The sequence below is a fragment of the Micromonospora sp. NPDC023966 genome (assembly GCF_040639095.1).
Taxonomy (GTDB): Bacteria; Actinomycetota; Actinomycetes; order Mycobacteriales; family Micromonosporaceae; genus Micromonospora.
In genome coordinates this window covers 52,994-69,520 of the sequence record NZ_JBEZZJ010000010.1, presented here as the reverse complement: position 1 = coordinate 69,520, position 16,527 = coordinate 52,994, and the positions used below count along the sequence as shown (strand labels likewise).

The following is a 16,527-nucleotide window of genomic DNA, read 5'->3' as shown; positions in this document are numbered from 1 at the left end:
AAACCGGTCGGCCAACCGGACAGAAAGGGCTTTTCAGGGTACGACCCGGGGACCCGCCGGGCAGCGGCCGGCGAGGCACACCGGCGCAACCCCGAGCCGGCTCGGGGTCATCCCCGGAGGCTGACCCGGGGGCGGGGCTGGCAGCGCGGGCAACTGTAGGACGAACGGTTCATGAACGCCTCGCGCCGGATCGGCGTCCCGCACCGCGGGCAGGGCTCCCCCTCCCGGCCGTACGCGTTCAGCGACCGGTCGAAGTAGCCGCTCTGGCCGTTGACGTCGACGTAGAGCTCGTCGAAGCTGGTGCCGCCCTGCTTGATCGCCTCGCCGAGCACGTCGCGGACGTGACCGAGCAGCCGGGCGGCCGCCGGACCGGTCAGCGCGTCGGTCGGCCGGGTGCCGTGCAGCTTGGCCCGCCACAGCGCCTCGTCGGCGTAGATGTTGCCGACGCCGGAGATCAGCGTCTGGTCGAGCAGCGCCCGCTTCACCTCGGTCCGCCGCTTCCGCAGCGCCGCCACGAAGCCGGCGTCGGAGAACTCCGGGTCCATCGGGTCCCGGGCGATGTGCGCGATCTCGGCCGGCAGCTCGGCCCCGCCCTCGGAGACCGACAGCCCGCCGAACGTGCGCTGGTCGACGAAGCGCAACTCCGGGCCGTCGTCGGCGAACCGGAACCGGACCCGCAGGTGCAGCTCGTCGGCCGCACCGACCGGCTGGAGCAGCAGCTGGCCGGACATGCCGAGGTGCCCGATGAGGGCGTCCCCGCTGTCCAGCGGCAACCACAGGTACTTGCCCCGGCGCCGCACGTCCGTGATCGTCCGACCGGCCAGTACGTCGGCGAAATGCTCGCCGCCCGGCTCGTGCCGGCGGACCGCCCGGGGGTGGCGCACCTCGACGGAGGTGATACGCCGGCCGACGACCCACTGGGCCAGCCCCTGCCGGACGGTCTCGACCTCGGGCAGCTCAGGCACGGCCGGCACCGGTCTCGGCGGGGTCGCCCGCCGGCTCGGCCCCGTCGGCGGCGGCCTTCGCGGCGGCCTCCGCCTCGGCCTGCTCGGTCAGCATCCGCCAGGCCGACTCGGCGGCCCGCTGCTCGGCCTCCTTCTTGCTGCGCCCCTCCGCGCCGCCGTAGCGGTTACCGGCCACCACCACCCAGGCCGTGAAGGTCTTGAGGTGGTCCGGGCCGGTGCCCTCGATCCGGTATTCCGGGACGCCCAGCGCCAGGGCCGCGGTCAGCTCCTGGAGGCTGGTCTTCCAGTCGAGCGCCGCGCCCCGGCCGGCCGACTCCGCCATCAGCGGGTCGAACAGGCGGTGGATCACGAGGGCCGCGGTGTCCAGGCCGTACTGGAGGTAGATCGCGCCGAGCAGCGCCTCCAGGGTGTCGGCCAGGATGCTGGCCTTGTCCCGGCCGCCGGTGGCCTCCTCGCCCTTGCCGAGCAGCAGGTACGCGCCCAGCCCGTCCGGGCCGAGGCCGCGCGCCACATCGGCGAGCGCGCGCATGTTGACCACGCTGGCCCGCAGCTTGGCGAGCTGCCCCTCGGGCAGGTCCGGGTGGTTGTGGAAGAGCGCCGTGGTGATCACCACGCCGAGGACCGAGTCGCCGAGAAACTCCAGCCGCTCGTTGGTGGGCAGGCCACCGTTCTCGTAGGCGTAGGAGCGGTGGGTCAGCGCGCGCTCCAGCAGTTCCGGATCGAGCGACACCCCGAAGGCCGCCTCCAGGTGGCCGACGGGAGCACGCCGCCGCTTGTCGTTGGTCATGGTGCTACCTCGGTGTCTCTGCGGTCAGGTGCGGGATCGTGCGGAACGTCGTCGAGCAGGGTCGAGACGGTGTCGGTGGCGCCGCGGCGCCACAGGTGGGCGGCGAGGGCGATGCCCGAGGCGACGTCCTCGGGCCGGGCCGCGCCGTGGCAGACCACCACGGTGCCGGCCACCCCGAGCAGGGCCGCCGCGCGCGGTGCGCCGCCGCTCGCCGGGGGCCCGCCGGCCATCGCGTACGCGCCCTCGATGGCCTTGAGCAGCACGTTGCCGGTGAAGCCGTCGGTCACCACCACGTCAGCGCGGGCGCCGAGGGAGACGTCGTACCCCTCGACCAGGCCGACGTAGCGGGCGCCGCAGGGCAGGGGCACGGCGGCGAGGGCGGGGTCGGCGGAGCGGCGCAGCCGGTCGCCCTTGCCCGCCTCGGTGCCGACGGAGAGCAGCCCGACCCGAGGGGCGGTGACGCCGTGGGCCACGGCCGCGTAGGCGGCGCCGAGCACGGCGTGCCGGGCCAGGGTGGCGGGTCCGGGTTCCAGCGTGCCGCCGACGTCCAGCAGCACCACCGGCCCTTCGACGGCGGGCAGGGTGGCGACCAGGGCGGGCCGGCGTACCCCGGTCCAGCGACCGAGGCCGAGCGCGGCGGCGGTGACGGTGGCGCCGGTCGAGCCGGCGGAGACGAGCGCGTCGGCGAACCCGTCGCGGACGGCGTGCACGGCGGCGCGGACGGTGCTCTCCCCGCGCGCGGCGGTGGGATGGTCGGCCATGCCGACGACGGTCCGCACCGGGCGGACGGTGACCCGGGTGCGCTGCTCCGGGTCGAGCGCACCGATCAGCCCGTCGGCGACCTCGGTCGGTCCGACGAGCAGCAGGTGCAGGTCAGGGTCGGTACGCACCGCCCGCAGAGCGCCGTCAACCACGACGGCGGGAGCATCGTCCCCGCCGAGGAGGTCGACGGCGATCCGCGCGGTGCCCGGCTCCGTCGCCGTGCCGGCCGGGGAACGGCCGGCGGCGGAGGGAGCCGGGGCACCGGGCGAGAGCCTTGGTGCGTGCGCCACCCGACCAGTGGTCGGGGACGTCACTCGGCGGTCAGACCTCGAGGACCTGACGGCCGTTGTAGGTGCCGCAGACGGAGCAGGCGGCGTGCGGCAGCTTGGCCGACTTGCACTGCGGGCAGGACACGGTCGCGACCGCCGTGGCCTTCCAGTTCGCCCGGCGGGCGCGGGTGTTGCTGCGCGACATCTTGCGCTTGGGGACGGCCACGGTTCTTACTCCTCTTTACGGGTCAGTTGCGACAGGCCCGCCCAACGCGGGTCGATCTGCTGATGGCTGTGGTCGGCCGGCAGATCGTCCCAGTGCACCCCGCAGTCGGGGCACAAGCCTGGGCAGTCCTCCCGGCAGAGCGGGTTGGTCGGCAGTGCGAGCACCACCGCGTCCCGCAGCGCCGGCTCCAGGTCGATCAGATCGCCCTGCATCCGGCCCACCTCGTCCTCGTCGGTCGTGTCGTCCGTGGTGCTGTTCTCGTACGCGTACAGCTCCTGGATCGTCACGGCCACCGAGTCGTCGATCTCGCGCAGGCAGCGACCGCACTCGCCCTTGACGGGACCGGTGACGGTCCCGGAGACGAGCACGCCCTCGGACACCGACTCCAACCTCAGGTCGAGGTCGAGGTCCGCACCCTCTGGCACGGTGATCAACTCCACGCCGAGGTCCGCCGGTGCCGGCACCACGCGCTTGACCGTACGCAACGCGCCAGGCCGACGCGGCAGGTCCCTCGTGTCGAGGACCAGCGGCGACCTGGGGTCGAGTTGGCTTGGCGAGTGTTTGGGCATAGTCAGACTCCGGCCGGTGAGTGGCCGACAAAAAAGGTTACCTGGACGACCGGCGGACCGTCGAACCGGGGGCGTCGCCGCCCCGGCCCGTCGGCTGCCGGCTGTCGGCTGCCGGCCCCCGCGTGCCGCTCAGAAGGGTAGCGGGCGATCCGCCTCGTCCCCAGCGAAGGTGCCGATCTCACGCAGCGCGTGCATCTTGTCCCGGCCGCGCTCTATCGAGGCGAGCGCCCGGGTCAGGAACTGCTCGAAGTTGGCCAGGGCGGTGTCGACGTAGTCGTCGACCTCCTCGCGCAGGCGCTGGGCCTCGGCCCGGGCTTCGGCGATGATTCGGGCGCCCTCGTGCTCGGCGGAGACGGTGATCTCGTTGACCGAGACCAGGCGGGCGTGTTCCGCCTCACCCTCGCTGATGATCCGGTCGGCCTCGCGCTTGCCGGCCTCCATGATCTTGTCCCGCTCCTCCAGCAGCGCGGCGGCCCGGCGCAGGTCGGCGGGAAGCTCCACGCGCAGCTCGTCGAGGGCGGCGATCATCTCACCCCGGTCGACCATGCAGTTGTTGCGCGACATCGGAACGGAGCGCGCCTGCTCCACCATGGCGATCAGTTCGTCGATGCGATCGAGCGGGTCCACCGGTACCTCACTCCTGTCGTTCGTCGGCCGACCTTCATGATGCGGCCTGCACCCGGGTTCGGCGCTGCACACATCATGTAACGCGTCGGCCAACGCCGCGCCACCCGCCCCCGCCCGGCGCGTCGCCCACCGGGCCCGGCCCGCGTCAGGGGCGCAGCCGCGCCACGAGCTCCTCGCGGACCACGTCGGGGACGTGCGCGGAGATGTCCCCGCCCCACTTGGCCACGTCCTTGACCAGGCTGGAGGAGAGGAAGGAGTAGAGCGGGTTGGTCGGCATGAAGAGCGTCTCGACGCCGGCCAGGCCGATGTTCATCTGGGCCATCTGGAGCTCGTAGTCGAAGTCGCTGACCGCGCGCAGGCCCTTGATCAGCACGCTCGCGTGCTGGGCGCGGCAGAAGTCGACCAGCAGGCCGCGGAACGACTCGACCCGCACGTTGTCGTACGAGGCGGTCACCTCGCGGAGCATGTCGATCCGCTCCTCGACCGTGAAGAGCCCCTGCTTCGACTGGTTGACCAGCACACCGACGATCACCTCGTCGAAGAGCCGGCTCGCCCGGCCGATGATGTCGAGGTGTCCGTTGGTGACCGGGTCGAACGAGCCCGGACAGACCGCACGTCTCATGATCGGCGACCGTACCAAAGGCTGGTCTCGCCGTAGCGGCGGCTGCGCTCGGCAGTGATGCCTTCCACCCACTCGACCGGGCCGGTGCGGCTGGACCGCTCGACGACCACCAGGGCGCCCGGGGTCAGCCAGCCGCCGCCGACCAGCGCGGCCAGCATCGCGCTGATCTCCTCGCCGGGTACGGCGTAGGGCGGGTCGGCGAAGACCACGTCGTACCGCCCGCCCTCCGGACCGGCGGCGAGCACGGTGGCCACCTTGCCGGTGACCAGGCGGGCGGCCGGGGCGGCGCCGAGCACGGCGATGTTCTCCCGGATGACCCGGGCCGCCCGGGCGTCCGACTCGACGAGCAGCACGTGCGAGGCACCCCGGGACAGCGCCTCCAACCCGACCGCGCCGGAACCGGCGTAGAGATCGGCGACGCGGGCCCCGTCGAGATCCAGCTCGGCCTGCACCGCGCTGAACAGCGCCTCCCGGACCCGGTCCGAGGTCGGCCGGGTGCCGGCGCCGGGCGGCGCGGCGATCCGCCGGCCGCCGAGCGTCCCCGCCACGATCCGGGTCACCCTCTGCTCCCGCACATGCCCCTGACGCTACGCGACCGTCGGACGGGGCCGGGGGGACCACCCGGCGCGACGGGCGCTCACCTGCCGTATATCAATGATCTCAAATTCATCACAGACCCTTTACGAGCTGTCGATTGCGGTAACGCCCGCGGTGTCGATTTCGCTAGGGTCTGCCCGGTTGTCGGCTCGCCTCGCCGGCACCGGCGTCGGGACGGCGCCGCCCCCGCAACCCCGGGCGCCCCCGGCCGACGCGACCACCCCGAACCCCTCAATCCGGGAGTACCCGTGATCCGTACCAGGCTGTCGCCACGGCGACCGCTCGCCGTGCTGGGCGCCGCCCTGCTCGGCCTCGCCGGGCCGTGGCGGTCTCCGCACCCGCCAGCGCCCACCACACCACCGTCCACGCCACCTCCGCCTGCAACCAGCTCACCGGCGAGCGGGTCCTCACCTAGACGGTGGAGAACAGCGAGCGGGACAAGGCCGCCACGCTCCAGCAGGTCACCCCGAACCCGAAGACCGACGTGACCGTCGCCGTCGAGGGCGCGTCCGCCATCCCGCTGGAGGGCACGGTCGTCCCCGACGGCGGCTCGGTCCAGGCGGTCCAGCGGGTGCCCGGCGACACCCGGTCGGCCTCGCTGACCATCTACGCGCTGTGGAAGCAGAACGGCAAGGACCACACCGACACCGGCACCGTCGACCTGACCCGGGACGCGCCCTGCGCCCCGGCGCCGAAGTGCGTGGACCTCGACAAGGCGACCTACAGCCACACCTTCGACGGCCCGAAGGGCACCGCCACGGTCAAGCTCGACGGTGACCTGCCGCTCTGCGGCGCGGGCAGGCAGTGGTTCACCCTCGTCTCGTACTTCGCCCCGCGGCCGCGGTTCGCCACCCCGCAGTACGTGTACGGCACCCCGGCCAGCGACTGGATCGGCGGCACGAAGACCTCGATCGACCTCAAGGTCGACCTGCCCGACTGCAACACCCAGGTGGACCTCATCTGGGGTGGCACCAGACAGGTCATCGACCCGCTGACCGAGGACGGCAAGCGCTACGGCAACCTCAAGCTCGGCGGCCCCGGCGCACCCGGCAACCGGTCGCACGGTCCGCAGGGCTGGTACAACGGCGGCAACCGCGGCTGCACCAACCCCGCCTCGCTCTTCACGTCCAACTGCGACGGCACGGTCACCGTGGCGCTGAGCAACGACGGCAGCCTGAGCCGCTACCCGGTCGAGTTCGAGGTGCGCGGCGCGAACGGCTGGTCGAAGAAGGTGACCGTCGAGCCGGGCAAGGCGAACACCGACACCGTCGTCCCGGCCGCGAACGCCGGCACCGTCGAGGTGCTGGTCGACGGCAAGGTGCTGGACAAGGGCAGCTACTCCTGGCAGCGCCCGGAGGACTGCCCGCTGCCGACAGTGGCCACCAGGGCCGACTGCGACACCTTCACCCTCACCGTGGCCAACCCCAAGGGTGGCCTGCCGGTGAAGGCCGAGCTGACCTACGGCGGGCGCACCGAGACCCGGACGGTCGCGCCGGGCGGGACCGAGAAGGTGACCTTCAAGGCCGGCAGGGACGAGCAGGCCACCGTGGCCCTGCCCGACCTGGACCTGGAGCTGGAGGCGATCTACGCGCCCGAGCAGGACTCCGGTGGCAGCGGTGGCGGGGAGCCGGCCCTGCCGGTGACCGGCGCGGCGGCCGGCGTCATGGCCGCCGTGGCCGGTGCCCTGGTGGCGGCCGGCGCGGTGCTCTTCGTCGTGACCCGACGGCGGCGGATCCGCTTCACCGCCTGACGTCCGCCCGACCCGAGGGCGCGCCGGCCACCCGGTCGGCGCGCCCTCGGCTCATCGCAGCACCGCCTCCACCAGCGTGACATCGACCTCGGCCTGGTTGGTCAGCAGCACCAGGCGGCGGTCCGAGTCGGGGAACCAGCCGGCGAACGCCTTGTAGCCGCCGTTGTCCCCGGAGTGGTGGACCGCCCGCTCCCCGGCCAGCGTGCCGACGAACCAGCCGTAGCCGTACGACTCGCCCGGGCGGCCGGTGGGCGCGTGCGGGGCGGTCATCGCGGCCACCGCGGCGGGCCTGAGCAGCCGGCCCCGGCGCGGCACGTCCAGCCAGGTGAGCAGATCCGCCCCGGTGCACCAGACGTCCCCGGCGCCCATGCTCACCGTGTCCAGGTCCCAGGACGGCACCGGCCGGCCGCCCTCGTGCCCCGTCGCCACGTCGTCCCGCCCGGCGGCGGCACCGGCGAAGCTGCCCGTCATGCCCAGCGGCGCGAAGACCTCCTCGGCGAGGAACGCCGCGTACGGCCGGCCGGACGCGCGCTCGACCGCCCGGGCCAGCAGGACGTAGCCGGGACTGCTGTAGTGCCAGCGGGTCCCGGGGGCGAACAACGGCGGCAGGCCGGCGAAGACGGCCAGCAACTTGTCCGGCTCGGCCGGCGCGGCCAGGTCGATCATCGGGTAGTCCTCCCAATGACCCAGACCGGAGGTGTGGGTGAGCAGGTGGTGCGGGGTGATCCCGGACCAGGCCGCCGGCGGGTCCGGCAGCCAGCGACCGATCGGATCATCCAGGCGCAGCGCGCCCCGCTCGGCGAGGAGCAGCACGGCGGCGGCCGCCATCTGCTTGCTGATCGAGGCGATCTGGAACCGGGTCGATGGCGTGCAGGGCGATCCGGCATCGGCCCGGCCGGCGACGCGCTCCACCTGGAGGTCGTCGCCACGGGCCACCAGGAGCACGCCACGGTCGAGGGAGAGAGTGGACATCGCCCGAGCCTAGGCCCGGCCCGCCACCCGGTGGGGACGGCCGGATCAGCCCTTCTCCAGGTATTCGGCCCGTTCCTCGTCGACCAGGGCGGCCACCGAGGCGGCCAGCGCCGGGTGCCCGGCCAGCTCCGGATCCTCCTCGACCAGGGTGATGGCCTCGGCCCGGGCGTCCCGGATCAGGTCGGTGTCGCGCAGCAGCGACAGCAGCCGCAGGTGGGACCGGCGGCCGGACTGGGTGGCGCCCAGCACGTCGCCCTCCCGGCGCTGCTCCAGATCCAGCTCGGCGAGCTTGAACCCGTCCGTGGTGGAGGCGACCGCGTCGAGCCGTTCCCGGGCCGGGGACCCCTCCATAGCCTCGGTGACCAGCAGGCAGAGGCCGGCGGCGGAGCCCCGGCCCACCCGGCCGCGCAGCTGGTGCAGCTGGGAGACGCCGAACCGGTCGGCGTCCAGCACGATCATCACGGTGGCGTTGGGCACGTTCACGCCCACCTCGACCACCGTGGTCGCCACCAGCACGTCCAGGTCACCGGCGGCGTAGGAGCGCATCACCGCGTCCTTCTCGTCGGCCGGCAGCCGCCCGTGCAGCACCCCGATCCGCAGCCCGTGCAGCGGCCCCTCGGCGAGCAGCGGGGCCACCTCGGTCACCGCCAGCGGGGGCCGGCGGCCGCTGTCGTCCTCCCGCGGCGCCTCCTCGTCCGAGGCCGGGCCCTCCCCGATCCGCGGGCAGACCACGTACGCCTGGTGTCCCTTGCCGACCTCCTCGCGCAGCCGGCGCCAGGCCCGGTCGAGGAAGGCCGGCTTCTCGGCGGCCGGCACCACGTGCGAGGCGATCGGCGAGCGACCCTGCGGCAGCTGGGACAGGGTGGAGATCTCCAGGTCGCCGTAGACGGTCATGGCGACCGTGCGCGGGATCGGGGTGGCGGTCATCACCAGCACGTGCGGCGGCTGGTCGGCCTTGGCCCGCAGCGCGTCCCGCTGCTCCACGCCGAACCGGTGCTGCTCGTCGACCACCACCAGCCCCAGGTCGTGGAAGTCGACCCCCTCGTAGAGCAGGGCGTGGGTGCCGAGCACGATGCCGGCGCGCCCCTCGGCCACCTCGGCGAGCGCCCGCCGCCGGGCGGCCGCGCCGAGCGAGCCGGTGATCAGCTCGACCCGGGTGGCGTCGTCGGCGGCGCCCAGCTCGCCGGCCTGCGCGAGGGGGCCGAGCAGGTCGAGCATGCCCCGGTGGTGCTGGGCGGCGAGCACCTCGGTCGGGGCGAGCAGCGCGGCCTGCCCGCCCGCGTCGACCACCTGGAGCATGGCCCGCAACGCCACCACGGTGTTGTGCGTGACGACGAAGCCGTCAGTCACATACAGCTGACTGGAGTGTGCGATGGATATGCACTGCATTTGCTTCCTGCCAGCATATTCGACCGACCGGATCGCGCGCACCGGCTCGGCGTACTTGGTTCTCGTTCGAACGAGAGCCGCCTTGCGCTGGAGCCGAAACGGCGGAAACTCGTTCGGAAGTCGAATGCTCGCCTGGAAATATTGCCGCCCGACCTTCGCCACGGAGTGGATACGGCAGGTTCCACCCAATGACTGGACAAGCCATCGGACGCCTGATGCAAGCCGCTCGGAGGCAGTCAGGAAGGAAACGTTCGATCCTGACCTCCGGTCTATGGTCCCGTCCGTATCCAGGAGGCCCTGTAGAAGGAGATGTCGTACGGCGACAGGAGCGACAAGGTAGGCAGGCGGAATGAACTTGTCATGGGCAGCGTGCCCCATGAGGCCGAGGGACGTGAGAAGCTCAATCACCGGGTTCTTGCCACGTCGGCATCCCACGATGAACCAGTCATACTTCCGGCTGTAGTCAGGCTTCGCAAGGTGGCAGCCGCCGGGCAGGCGAGCAATCGTCTCGCAAACGATCTCCGCGTCGGAGGTGGTGACCATCACCCGGCCATTTCGCAGACAGCCATCGCCGATGAGCACGCCGAGAAGGTATGGGTCGAGCGGACGATCGAGGAAGCAGTCGAGTTCGGGCGGTGCGATCATCGGCAGGTACCATTTGGAAGACCCGCTTGCCACCTTCAGATCGGCCGCGATCTCGCCGGTCGTGAGAGCCTTCAGTGGATTTCCGCGGTCTCTTCGGACGGTAGTGTTGACCGCCCACAGATGATCGAGATCACATTCCACCGATGATCCGTCGGACAAATTCAGTCGGTAGACATCGCGTTCTCCTTGCGGGTAGACACCAACGATCGTTGTCGTTTCACCGTCAGCCGCGATCACTTCGTCGCCGACCGCCAACTCGCCCATGAGACGGAAGCCGGTAGGCGTCAGAACTTGAGCGTCGAGCGGTTGCGCCTTGCCGGAGCCCACCTCGCCCTGGAGCAGCCGGTGCATCGGGTGCGCGGTCGCCAGGTCGGCCGCGATCTCCCGGCCGACGACCTGCTGGCCGGAGGTCAGCTCGTAGGGCAGCCGGGCGTCGAACGCGTCCAACAGCCCACCCGGCTTCGCCGGCCGGGCCTTCGCCGGCCAGGCCGCCGCCCGGTGCTTGCGCTGCACCAGGGTGAGCTGCACGGCGAACGCCTCGTCCCACTTGAGCCGGCGGCGCGCCCGGTACAGCTCCTCCTTGCTGGAGGGCCGGTGGATCTCGCGCAGCGCGGCGCCGATGCCGACCAGGTTGCGGCTGGCCCGCACGGTCGCCGGCAGCGGGTCGTCCGGCGGAGTGAAGGTGTCCAGCACCACCCGCACGCAGCGGGCGATCACCCAGGTCGGCACGGCCGCCGCGGCCGGGTAGACCGGGATGAGCGCCCCGGCGAACTCCTCGATCTCCTCGTTGGCCGCGGCCTCGCCGTCGCCGCCCTCGCCGAGCAGCACGTACTCGGGGCCGTTGAGCTGCCGCTTGCCCCGGAACTCGGTGACCTTGCCGGCGAACAGCCCCCAGCGACCGGGGCGCAGCTCCCGCTCCCGCCACGCCTGGTTGCCGAAGAAGGTGCAGGTGAGCACCCCGCCGGAGCCGTCGCCGACGGTGACCTCCAGCAGGTTGCCCCGGCGTTGCCGCATCGGCCGGACCGCGGTGCGCTGCACCTGGGCCAGCACGGTGACCTGCTCCCCCACGTCCAGCGAGCGGATGTCGGTGTGCTCGCCGCGCTCGTCGTAGCGGCGGGGGAAGTGGTAGATCAGGTCGCCGGCGGTGTGCAGGTCGAGGTGGCTCGCCAGGGCCTTGGCGGTGCGCTCCCCGACCAGCTTCTTGAGCGGCGTGTCGACCGTCGCCGGTTCGCTCGTCATTCGACCCCCACCAGGAGCGGATAGTGCGGCTGCCCACCCTCGTAAGCCTGCACCTCGACGAACGGCCAGGACCGCTCGACGTGCTCGCGTACCCGGTCGGCCAGCCCGGCCGGGGCGTCCGCCCCGCAGAGCAGGGTGACCAGCTCGCCGCCGCCGCCGAGCATCCGGTCGACCACGGCGGTGCAGGTGGCCAGGAGATCGGCGCCGATGAGGTGAACCTCCCCCTCGACCAGCGCCAGCACGTCGCCCGGCCGGCACGGCCCGGCGACGGTGAGCGCCTCCTTGCTCGCGTGGCAGACCTCGGCGTAGCGGCAGGCGCCGGCGGCCTCGGCCATGGCGATGACGTCGTCCTCGAAGCGGCGCTTCGGGTCGCGCACGGCGAGGGCGGCGAGGGCCTGCACCGGGGACCGGGTGGGCACCACGCTGACCTTCACCCCGAGCCGGTGCGCCTCCCGGGCGGCGGCGCTCGCCACCGACTGGGTGTTGGGGTCGTTGGGCAGCACCACCACCCGGGCGGCGCCGGTGGCCCGGATGGCGTCGAGCAGCTCGCCGGTGGACGGGTTGGCCGGCACCACGGTGGCGCCCTCGGCGCCGAACAGGTCGGCGATGCCGGCGCCGGTGGCCACCACCACGGCGGCCCGGCCGTCGGGCAGCGGCGCCGGCAGCGGCGCGGCCGGGGCCACCTGGTCGGCGAACCGGGTCACCGTGATCCGGTGCGGCCGGCCGGCCATTACGCCGGCCTCGACGGCCGCCCCGACGTCGTTGACGTGCACGTGCACGTTCCACGTGCCGACACCCGGGCCGCCGTCACCCACGACGACGAGGGAATCGCCGAGGGCGTCCAGCTCGGCGCGCAGCCGGGCCACCGCCTCGTCGGTGGCGTCGAGCAGGTACTGCACCTCGTAGGCGTACGCCGACGAGCCGGTCTCGCGGGCGGCGGTGGCGGGCGGGCGGGCCGCGGGCGGCGCGGGCGCCGGCTGCCGGGGGCTCTCCCCGGTGAGCACCTCGACCAGTGCGTCGAGCAGCAGGCAGAGGCCGCGCCCGCCGGCGTCGACCACGCCGGCCCGGGCCAGCGCGGGCAACTGCTCGGGGGTACGCGCCAGCGCGCGGGTCGCCCCGCCGGCCGCTTCCCGGGCGACCGCGCGCAGGTCGTCGGTGTCCGCCTGCTCGGCGGCGCGGGCGGCGGCGGCCACCACGCTGAGCAGCGTGCCCTCGACCGGGTGGGCGACCGCGGCGTAGGCGGCGGTGGTCGCGTCGGCCAGCGCGGCGGCCAACTGCCGGCCACGGACCGCCGGGGCGGCGGCGAGCGCGTCGGCGAAGCCGCGCAGGATCTGCGAGAGGATCACCCCGGAGTTGCCCCGCGCCCCGAGCAGCGCGCCCCGGGCCATCAGCCGCAGGGCGTGCCCGTGCGGGGTGTGCCCGTCCTCGGGGAGGGTCTCCAGGTCCATGGCGAGGGCCTGCTGGGCCGAGGTGAGGGTGAGCACCAGGTTGGTCCCGGTGTCGCCGTCGGGGACCGGGTAGACGTTGAGCTGGTCGATCTCGCCCTGGTGCCGCTGGAGGGCGGCCAGCCCGCTCGCGCACCAGCGGCGCACCGCGGCGGCGTCGAGGGTGTCCAGCACGTCGGGAAGCCTACTGGCGCATGCCGACACACGCCGGGGCCGGCCGCCCCCGCCCGGCGTGTCCGACCAGCCGCCCGGGGACCGGCCGCCGGTCCGCCGGCCGACCGCCCAGGTACGCTGGACGGGTCCCGACCAGGCCGGTTGGGCGTACCGTCCGCCATCGGGTAACCTGGCCAGGTTGCCCGGGCAGCGCCTGGCGGCGACCTCATGAACGTTTCAATCCCAGGAGTATCCCGTGGCTAGCGTGTGCGACGTCTGTGGCAAGGGGCCGGGCTTCGGCCACAACGTGTCCCACTCGCACCGGCGGACCAACCGTCGCTGGAACCCGAACATCCAGTCGGTGCGTACCCCGGCCGGTGGTGGCACCACCAAGAAGTTGCAGGTCTGCACCTCGTGCATCAAGGCCGGCAAGGTCACCCGCGCCTGACGCGGTAGCACCACCTCTTCACACTCGTCGGATGCCGGCGGACCCCTGGGGTCCGCCGGCTTCTGTCGTATCCGCGCGCTGACGGGTCGCCGACCGTCCGGCGGCCGATCGGCCCGGCCCGGTTAGGGTGCTGCTGCGCCGGCCGTCCGTTCCGGCGCGGCCGTGGGGAGGAACGACCGGTGAAGCTCGATCTGGGGCGGGAGCAGCTGGTGGTGATCGGCGGGTCGTTCGGCTCGCTGCGCTGGTTCGACCAGGAGCTGCCGCCCGGCAGCGTGGTGCTGGTCGAGGAGCCGGACGTGATCCGCCGCCGCGGCCTGGAGCGGTTCGTCGCCGGGCTGCCGATGGTCGCCCGGCTGGTGCCGGCCGAGTACCAGACCGGCCTGGACGTCGACGCCCTGCTCGCCCGGGAGCCCGGTCTCGCCGCCGCCCGGCTGGTCCTGCCCGGCCTGGAGTACGCCGTCGGCGCCGCCTCCCGGCTGGCCGACCGGCTCGGTCTGCCCGGCGGCGGGGCGGCCGCCGCCGACGTCTTCTCCGACAAGCACCGGATGCGGCTGCTCGCCGACGCCACCGGCCTGGCCAACCCGGCGTACGAGCTGGTCGACGACCCGGCGCGGGCGGCGGAGTTCGCCCGGGCGCACGGCGGCCGGTGCGTGCTCAAGCCCACCCGCCGCTCCGGCAGCCTGGGCGTGCAGGTGGTCACCGACCCGGCGGAGATCGCCGCGCGCTGGGCGGCCAGCGCCGCCCCGCCCGAGCCGGCCGAGGCCACCGAACGCGGCCTGCCCAGCGGGGTGCTGGTCGAGGAGCTGCTGGTCGGCTCGGAGCACAGCGTCGAGCTGCTGGTCGCCGAGGGCGAGACGATCTTCGCCAACGTCACGGACAAGCGGATCGCGGCCGGCCGGTACCCGGTGGAGACCGGACACACCGTGCCGTCCGCGCTGCCGGGGGCGGAGCGGCGGGCGCTGCGGGACGCGGCGGTGCGGCTGGCCGAGGCGGCCGGCTTCCGCAGCGGCATGCTGCACAGCGAGTGGATCCTGGTCGACGGCGTGCCGACGCTGGTCGAGTGCGCCGCCCGGATGCCCGGCGACATGATCACTGCGCTGGTCTCGATCGCCTACGAGGTCGACGTCGTCGAGGCGTACCTGCGGGTGCTGCGCGGCGAGCGCCCCGCCCTGCCGGACCGGGCGACCGGCGCGGCGGCCGTCGAGTTCCTGGTCGCCCCGCCCGGGCGGGTCACCGCGGTGGACGGCCGGCGGGCCGCGCTGCGCGTGCCGGGCGTGCTCGACGTGCAGGTCGAGGCGAAGATCGGGGACCACGTGCCGGAGCTGCTCTCCTCGGCGCACCGCAGCGGGCACCTGCTGGCCTGGGGCGCCACCCCGACCGAGGCGGAAAGCACCGCGCGCAAGGCCGCCGGGGAGATCCGGATCACCGTCGGCTGACGGCGGAGGTCAGAGGGTGCGGCCGAAGGAGAGGCAGCCCGGGGCGTCCTGGTAGAAGCCGAAGTTCGGGATCCGCTCGTAGCCGGCCGAGGTGTACATGGCGAGCGCCTCGGGCTGCTTGTCTCCGCACTCCAGGATGATCCGCTTGCGGCCCTGGTCCCGGGCCGACCGCTCGACCGCCGCGAGCACCGCCCGGGCCACGCCCCGGCCCCGGGCGGCCGGTGCCGTGTACATCCGCTTCAGCTCGGCCGTCGCGCCGTCGTCGCCGTGGCTGCGCCAGCCGCCGCAGCCCACCGGCTGCCCGTCGAGGTAGGCGACCAGGAAGGTGCCCGCCGGCGGCTCGAACTCGGCCGCGTCGACCGGCGTCTCGTCGCCGCTGCCGCCGTACCGCCGGCCGAGGTCGGCCAGGGCCGCCCGGATCAACGCCTGCGACTCGGGCGCGTCGAAGCGCTGCGCCCGGATCTCGATCTCGCTCACGCCATGCAGGGTACGACCGGGAGGGGGCCCGCCCCGGGCCTGATCCCCCGCATCGGACGCAGATCACTCCGTCCGGCGGAAGTGGTCCCAGCCGGCGGAACCGGCGTACGGCGCGCCGTCCACGGTCACCCCGGCGCCCTCGGTCACCCGCCCCACCGTTCGCCAGCCCGGCGGCAGCGTCGCGGTCGCCGGGAAGGTCGCGGCCAGGGCGTGGTCGTCGCCCCCGGCCAGGATCCAGGAGTACGGGTCGACGCCGAGCGCCTGCGCCGCGTCGCGCATCTGCCGGGGCACCTCGAACGCCTCCCGGGTCAGGTCGACGGCCACCCCACTGGCCTTCGCCACGTGCCCCAGGTCGGCCAGCAGCCCGTCCGACACGTCGATCATGGCGGTCGCGCCAAGCCCGGCGGCCTCGGGACCGGCCGCGTACGGCACCTCGGGGCGGCGGAACGCTTCCACCAGCAGCCGGGGCGTGCGGAACCCCCGGGACAGCACGGTGTAGCCGGCCGCCGCCCAGCCGGTGCGCCCGGCCAGGGCCACCACGTCGCCCGGGCGGGCCCCGGAGCGGACCACCGGCGGCCGGCCGGCCAGGTCGCCGAGGGCGGTCACCGCGATGGTCAGTGTCGGGCTGGCGGACATGTCGCCGCCGACCACGCTCGCGCCCACCAGGGAGGCCTCGGCGCCCAGCCCGTCGGCGAGTTCCTCCGCCCAGCTCGTGTCGAGGTCCGTCGGCATGCAGAGGGCGACCAGCAGCGCGGTCGGAGTCGCCCCCATGGCCGCGATGTCGGCCAGGTTGGCCGCCGCCGCCCGGTGCCCCACGTCGCGGGCCCCCGACCAGTCCCGGCGGAAGTGCCGCCCCTCGACCAGGACGTCGGTGGAGGCGACCACCCGCCGGTCCGGCGCCGCCACCACCGCCGCGTCGTCTCCGGGGCCGAGCAGGCAGCTCTCCCCCTGGGCCAATCGGGCAGTCACCCGGTCGATCAGCCCGAACTCTCCGACATTCGCGACCGTCATGCCGTCCCCTCGTCGCGCTCTTGAAGCTTTAAGTCCCGCCACCACGGCCCCGACGTGGGCTCACTCACCGCATCCCGTCAGCGACCGATACGGATCAGGGCCGCTCCGTAGGGTAGTTTCACCCTTCGGGCCGCCCCA

Annotated in this window: 15 protein-coding genes and 3 pseudogenes; 3 read left to right on the top strand and 15 right to left on the bottom strand. The window is 73.7% G+C overall.

The genetic code is table 11. The features are described 5' to 3' along the window. Window positions 1–107: 107 nt before the first annotated feature. From mutM to rsmD, 8 genes are all read right to left on the bottom strand, one after another. The gene (mutM, locus tag AB0F68_RS15840; protein ID WP_357337997.1) at window positions 108–965 is read right to left on the bottom strand and encodes a bifunctional DNA-formamidopyrimidine glycosylase/DNA-(apurinic or apyrimidinic site) lyase; all 858 of its coding nucleotides are present in this window, start codon (window positions 963–965) and stop codon (window positions 108–110) included. Further along, on the bottom strand, window positions 958–1,752 hold the full coding sequence (gene rnc, locus AB0F68_RS15835) for a ribonuclease III (protein ID WP_355340544.1): 795 nt from the start codon (window positions 1,750–1,752) through the stop codon (window positions 958–960). Before rnc ends, mutM begins: the two co-directional genes overlap by 8 nt. Further along, window positions 1,749–2,708: a phosphate acyltransferase PlsX gene (locus tag AB0F68_RS15830; protein ID WP_357338283.1), complete on the bottom strand. Its 960-nt coding sequence runs from the start codon at window positions 2,706–2,708 to the stop codon at window positions 1,749–1,751. The genes rnc and AB0F68_RS15830 overlap by 4 nt, the downstream gene beginning before the upstream one ends. Before the next feature lie 127 nt (window positions 2,709–2,835). Continuing rightward, entirely contained in the window at window positions 2,836–3,009 is a 174-nt protein-coding gene (rpmF, locus tag AB0F68_RS15825) for a 50S ribosomal protein L32 (RefSeq protein ID WP_357337991.1), read from the bottom strand. A 5-nt stretch (window positions 3,010–3,014) separates the two neighbouring features. Next, on the bottom strand, window positions 3,015–3,578 hold the full coding sequence (locus AB0F68_RS15820) for a YceD family protein (RefSeq protein WP_357337987.1): 564 nt from the start codon (window positions 3,576–3,578) through the stop codon (window positions 3,015–3,017). 129 nt (window positions 3,579–3,707) lie between these two features. Beyond that, window positions 3,708–4,205: a hypothetical protein gene (locus tag AB0F68_RS15815; protein WP_091312510.1), complete on the bottom strand. Its 498-nt coding sequence runs from the start codon at window positions 4,203–4,205 to the stop codon at window positions 3,708–3,710. A gap of 145 nt (window positions 4,206–4,350) precedes the next feature. Next, window positions 4,351–4,827: a pantetheine-phosphate adenylyltransferase gene (coaD, locus tag AB0F68_RS15810; RefSeq protein WP_357337983.1), complete on the bottom strand. Its 477-nt coding sequence runs from the start codon at window positions 4,825–4,827 to the stop codon at window positions 4,351–4,353. Further along, window positions 4,824–5,387 carry a 16S rRNA (guanine(966)-N(2))-methyltransferase RsmD gene (rsmD, locus tag AB0F68_RS15805; RefSeq protein WP_357337979.1) on the bottom strand — a complete coding sequence of 188 codons (564 nt, stop codon included), beginning with the start codon at window positions 5,385–5,387 and terminating at the stop codon, window positions 4,824–4,826. Before rsmD ends, coaD begins: the two co-directional genes overlap by 4 nt. 455 nt (window positions 5,388–5,842) lie before the next feature. Between rsmD and AB0F68_RS15800 the strand changes: the two genes are divergently transcribed. After that, window positions 5,843–7,174 carry an LPXTG cell wall anchor domain-containing protein gene (locus AB0F68_RS15800; RefSeq protein WP_357337974.1) on the top strand — a complete coding sequence of 444 codons (1,332 nt, stop codon included), beginning with the start codon at window positions 5,843–5,845 and terminating at the stop codon, window positions 7,172–7,174. A 51-nt stretch (window positions 7,175–7,225) separates the two neighbouring features. Here the strand turns inward: AB0F68_RS15800 and AB0F68_RS15795 are convergent, their stop codons facing one another. The 5 genes and pseudogenes from AB0F68_RS15795 to AB0F68_RS15775 all read right to left on the bottom strand — a co-directional run bounded on the left by AB0F68_RS15795 (window position 7,226) and on the right by AB0F68_RS15775 (window position 13,038). After that, window positions 7,226–8,146, bottom strand: a complete 921-nt coding sequence (locus tag AB0F68_RS15795) for a serine hydrolase domain-containing protein (protein ID WP_357337967.1) — start codon at window positions 8,144–8,146, stop codon at window positions 7,226–7,228. Between the two features lie 45 nt (window positions 8,147–8,191). Next, a pseudogene (locus tag AB0F68_RS15790) lies at window positions 8,192–9,466 on the bottom strand (helicase-related protein); the annotation flags it as partial. A 240-nt stretch (window positions 9,467–9,706) separates the two neighbouring features. Beyond that, window positions 9,707–9,913, bottom strand: a pseudogene (locus AB0F68_RS15785) (LAGLIDADG family homing endonuclease); the annotation flags it as partial. A 579-nt stretch (window positions 9,914–10,492) separates the two neighbouring features. Further along, window positions 10,493–11,419, bottom strand: a pseudogene (locus AB0F68_RS15780) (ATP-dependent DNA helicase RecG); the annotation flags it as partial. Beyond that, window positions 11,416–13,038 (bottom strand): DAK2 domain-containing protein, encoded by a 1,623-nt coding sequence (locus tag AB0F68_RS15775; protein ID WP_357337965.1) that lies wholly within the window; start codon window positions 13,036–13,038, stop codon window positions 11,416–11,418. The gene AB0F68_RS15775 and the pseudogene AB0F68_RS15780, both read right to left, overlap by 4 nt. Window positions 13,039–13,273: 235 nt before the next feature. Here AB0F68_RS15775 and rpmB point away from each other — a divergent pair, with 235 nt between their 5' ends. Together rpmB and AB0F68_RS15765 are read left to right on the top strand one after the other, a co-directional pair. Next, on the top strand, window positions 13,274–13,465 hold the full coding sequence (gene rpmB, locus AB0F68_RS15770) for a 50S ribosomal protein L28 (protein WP_013284551.1): 192 nt from the start codon (window positions 13,274–13,276) through the stop codon (window positions 13,463–13,465). A gap of 179 nt (window positions 13,466–13,644) precedes the next feature. After that, a complete protein-coding gene (locus AB0F68_RS15765; RefSeq protein WP_357337962.1) occupies window positions 13,645–14,901 on the top strand; it encodes an ATP-grasp domain-containing protein in 1,257 nt (418 codons plus the stop codon). Window positions 14,902–14,910: 9 nt separating this feature from the next. Here the strand turns inward: AB0F68_RS15765 and AB0F68_RS15760 are convergent, their stop codons facing one another. Next, window positions 14,911–15,378, bottom strand: coding sequence for a GNAT family N-acetyltransferase (locus AB0F68_RS15760; RefSeq protein ID WP_357337960.1), 468 nt, complete (start codon window positions 15,376–15,378; stop codon window positions 14,911–14,913). A gap of 63 nt (window positions 15,379–15,441) precedes the next feature. Beyond that, window positions 15,442–16,389 (bottom strand): thiamine-phosphate kinase, encoded by a 948-nt coding sequence (locus tag AB0F68_RS15755; protein WP_357337958.1) that lies wholly within the window; start codon window positions 16,387–16,389, stop codon window positions 15,442–15,444. Window positions 16,390–16,527 lie beyond the last annotated feature (138 nt).

What these genes read in the sequence shown, in the direction of transcription:
- rnc (WP_355340544.1), bottom strand. Translation starts at nt 1,752, where the DNA reads ATGACCAACGACAAGCGGCGGCGTGCTCCCGTCGGCCACCTGGAGGCG.
- AB0F68_RS15820 (WP_357337987.1), bottom strand. Translation starts at nt 3,578, where the DNA reads ATGCCCAAACACTCGCCAAGCCAACTCGACCCCAGGTCGCCGCTGGTC.
- coaD (WP_357337983.1), bottom strand. Translation starts at nt 4,827, where the DNA reads ATGAGACGTGCGGTCTGTCCGGGCTCGTTCGACCCGGTCACCAACGGA.
- AB0F68_RS15795 (WP_357337967.1), bottom strand. Translation starts at nt 8,146, where the DNA reads ATGTCCACTCTCTCCCTCGACCGTGGCGTGCTCCTGGTGGCCCGTGGC.
- AB0F68_RS15755 (WP_357337958.1), bottom strand. Translation starts at nt 16,389, where the DNA reads ATGACGGTCGCGAATGTCGGAGAGTTCGGGCTGATCGACCGGGTGACT.